This is a genomic window from Dysgonomonas sp. 521, assembly GCF_010501055.1.
Classification (GTDB): domain Bacteria; phylum Bacteroidota; class Bacteroidia; order Bacteroidales; family Dysgonomonadaceae; genus Dysgonomonas.
Window position 1 is genome coordinate 1 of record NZ_QVMO01000183.1, and the last position, 3,389, is coordinate 3,389.

The 3,389-nt window shown below is 39.9% G+C and carries 3 protein-coding genes and 3 pseudogenes; 5 read left to right on the forward strand and 1 reads right to left on the reverse strand.

What is annotated here, in order from left to right:
- A pseudogene (locus D0T84_RS21835) lies at positions 1-209 on the reverse strand (hypothetical protein); the annotation flags it as partial.
- 714 nt (positions 210-923) lie between these two features.
- On the opposite strand from D0T84_RS21835, the pseudogene D0T84_RS21840 reads away from it, so the two are divergent.
- The 5 genes and pseudogenes from D0T84_RS21840 to D0T84_RS22690 form a co-directional block, all read left to right on the forward strand.
- Positions 924-1,684: pseudogene (locus D0T84_RS21840) on the forward strand (ParA family protein).
- A 3-nt stretch (positions 1,685-1,687) separates the two neighbouring features.
- The gene (locus tag D0T84_RS21845) at positions 1,688-2,146 is read left to right on the forward strand and encodes a DUF3408 domain-containing protein (protein WP_163310034.1); all 459 of its coding nucleotides are present in this window, start codon (positions 1,688-1,690) and stop codon (positions 2,144-2,146) included.
- Positions 2,147-2,198: 52 nt separating this feature from the next.
- Positions 2,199-2,786 (forward strand): hypothetical protein, encoded by a 588-nt coding sequence (locus D0T84_RS21850; protein WP_163310035.1) that lies wholly within the window; start codon positions 2,199-2,201, stop codon positions 2,784-2,786.
- A 22-nt stretch (positions 2,787-2,808) separates the two neighbouring features.
- Positions 2,809-3,195, forward strand: a complete 387-nt coding sequence (locus D0T84_RS21855; protein ID WP_163310036.1) for an RteC domain-containing protein — start codon at positions 2,809-2,811, stop codon at positions 3,193-3,195.
- A 2-nt stretch (positions 3,196-3,197) separates the two neighbouring features.
- A pseudogene (locus D0T84_RS22690) lies at positions 3,198-3,389 on the forward strand (hypothetical protein); the annotation flags it as partial.

The following is a 3,389-nucleotide window of genomic DNA, read 5'->3' on the forward strand; positions in this document are numbered from 1 at the left end:
TTGTGGTTCAGTACCTTTTTCGCCAGAAACCCGGACATTGACTTCTTTCCCGATTGCTTATACATAACCAATAAACGTCTACTATCGGCATCATTCAGGCGAAACCTATGCCTGTAATTTTTCACATCTTCCTTTGTGGGGCGTCCCCGTCCCCGCTTCGAATCGGCTTTCTTTGCACTGGGCTGCCCAGCCCCATTTTCAACATTCATGTTCATTATAGTTTTTGGTTTATAAAAGTTCGACTTGGGAGAACTTTCCCTCCGGCTCAGGCCGGAGCAAGTTGGTCTTCGGATGACGGAAAAAGGATTTTTCTGTTGACAAAGACACAACTTGCTGTTTTCCTTTGAAAACAAAATCCGCCTGCATGGGCGGACATTGGCTGTAGCCGGAACGGATGCTCATTAAAATCGGGAATTTTCATTCGAAACATGCGGGTGTTTCCATTGGATGAGTGGTTCTCCGGTTACAAAATTACAACCTATAATTCGAATGAACAGTATTCAAACAGTCTGATTCTTAGCGTTTAGAGTGGACACTGAACGCCAAACACTGCCACAGGGAACGGATGTGATACAAGGGATGATAATTTAGTTTTTATTTGCGGAAAGTTAAGCGAGAGAGCTGTTTGAAAAGTTGAAGTTTTGATATGCAATTTGAGAATCGGGTATGTAAATAGCAGTGTTCTAAAGTCCGCAGGTTGGAGTTTGAACTTTTACCCGCCTGTCCGAATAAAAATTTGGGTCGGTACCAATATACTTAAGTAAGCATACAAACGGATACTTATTGAAGTACAAACTTTGATATATAAATAAGTTGCTGTCAAAGTATATAGCTAAATACAAAGCTGTCAACATCTATACCCGCTTAACAACCAATAAAAACGAGTACACATTTTAATATTCACTTAAAAACAAATTTATCGTATGAAAAAGAACCCATTATTCGTAGCCTTCTCCACCCAGAAGGGAGGAATAGGCAAAACAACTCTGACCGTATTGTTCTCCAGTTACCTGTATTATACCTTGGAATATAATGTGGCAGTTATGACTGCGACTTTCCCCAGCACAGTATTGTGCGAATGCGGGACAGGAAAGTAAAACAGGTAATAAACGACCCGTTCTACAACAAAATGGCCGAAGAGCAATTCTTGCGGGTTGACAAACCTGCCTTCCCGATTGTAGAAGCTAAACCTGAAGAAGCCATTATGGCGGCAGAAGACCTGATAAACCGCACATCAGAAGAATTTGATTTTATCCTTCTTGACTTGCCCGGAACCTTGAACAGCCAGGTGATTGTCAATACACTGGCATCGGTCGATTATATCTTTGCCCCGGTAAGCGCCGACCGTATGGTGCTGGAAAGTACCCTGCAGTTCGCTATCCTGATAAACGATGTGATTGTAAGGCCTAAAGCTGGAAATGTGAAAGGCCTGTCGCTGATTTGGAACCTGGTGGACGGACGAGAAAAGACAAAGCTATACCTTGCTTATGAGGATGTCATCAGAGATTTGGAATTACGGATATTAAAAAATGTCCTTCCCGACAGTAAACGCTTTCGCCATGAAATGGAAGAAGAGCATAAACCCATATTCCGTTCCACACTGTTTCCTATCGACAAGCGGTTACTCTCCGGTAGTAATTTCGATGCTTTATCCGAAGAAATACTTCAACTAATAATACGATAAACGATGGGTGAACAGGAAAATGATAAGGATAGGAATATGACAAAAAACCGGAAAGTAGAGATTCCCAATCAGGAAGCTTTACTCTCCAGCCTTAGTCAGGTACATAAGGCAGGGGATTTATCAAAGGAAGTAATACCGGAAGAGCAGGTACAAGAACCAGCTGTAGCAGAGAATAGGCCTGCGGGCATACAGCAAAGGCGGAAGAGATCTGTTCAGACTGATGAGTCTCCTTACAAGAACACTTTTCTGAAAAGGTATGAAACTGATAACCGCAAGAATGTATACATCAGCGGGGAACTGCATAAAACAGTATCCGATATTGTAGCCGCCGTAAAGATTATAGACGGCAAAAATATTCCGGTAGGCAGCTATATTGACAATGTACTGGCCGAACATTTTGAAACACACCAAGAGGAAATCAATTCCTTATACCGCATTGGGAAAAATGATTTAGTTAAATGAAAAACTAAAAATGATAAATGAAAAATTAGAAATTCAACAAAAACAAGAACCGATGAGAGAAATAATAGGAACCGTGCTGCTAGCATCAGCCTGCCTGTTTCTGGCAGGGCTAAACCTATGGAATGAATTTAAGGACTGGTTTAACAAAACATACCAGCGGAAAGATGAGTACAGGACAGATACAAATAATGGGAATGAAAGAAATAAAAAAGGTGTCCCCGATATTATGGGAAAACCGAAAACCGTTTTTAAATCTTTACCTGTAAATCAAAATCAGAAGAAAGAACAGGAAGCTGTGAAAGAAGAAGATGAAAATAGTCCCATCCATAGCATCGATTTGGAAAAAGAAGCAATTCCATTAAATATTGTTCCCGGTAAGAATACGGTACACGACCAGGGAGTAACAGTAGATGAATTTCAATTATTAGCCGACACCCTGCAAGGAAAAGTTATACCAAAAGGTAAAGAGCTTCAAATCAGGGAGACATTGCATAAAGTGAAAAGTACAGACCTGTTCGGACAGATAACCGGATTGTTCAACGGAGCAGAAAGTATTGTTGTCAGTATACTGGATGATATAGGAGCCGGTGCAACAAGTACAATTAATAACAGGTTCGATATAGGAAAATACATTAACTAAACAAATAAAAGCAATTAACAACATGAAAAAAAATATGATAATTATAGAAAAAGTTCAATTTGAAAAAATAAATACATTTCTTGGTGAGTTGAATCGCATATTCAAAATCATATCCGGAGATAAACCGGATACACCACTATACTGGTCAGGCTCAAAAAGTGATTTCGTAGAACTGGCTTACGGCCTGCTGGAAACCAATAGTTTCAATAATGGGGATATTGAGATACAGGAAGCCATCGGGTATCTCTGTCAAATGTTATCTTTCCCTGTAACGGATTGCTATGATGTTTTCCGGGCCATACGCAGGCGGACGGATAGCCGAACTTTATTTTTGGATGAAATAAGAACAAAGCTAAACCAAAGAATGGATGATATGGATAATGGTATTTTTAAAAAGAAGAGGAAATAAGTATGGAAACAACGTTCGGCGGATGCCAAATAATCGCTATTGAAAAGAAGACTTTTGAACAGATACAAAGACAATTTGAGAGTTTTGCCGGACAGGTCAGGGAATTATGTAAAAATAATCAAACAGACGAAACATGGCTGGACAACGGACAAGTGTGCCGTCTTCTCCAAATATCAAAAAGAACCTTACAGTAT

Coding starts and splice junctions, on each gene's coding strand:
- D0T84_RS21845 (WP_163310034.1), top strand. CDS start 1,688: ATGGGTGAACAGGAAAATGATAAGGATAGGAATATGACAAAAAACCGG.
- D0T84_RS21850 (WP_163310035.1), top strand. CDS start 2,199: ATGAGAGAAATAATAGGAACCGTGCTGCTAGCATCAGCCTGCCTGTTT.
- D0T84_RS21855 (WP_163310036.1), top strand. CDS start 2,809: ATGAAAAAAAATATGATAATTATAGAAAAAGTTCAATTTGAAAAAATA.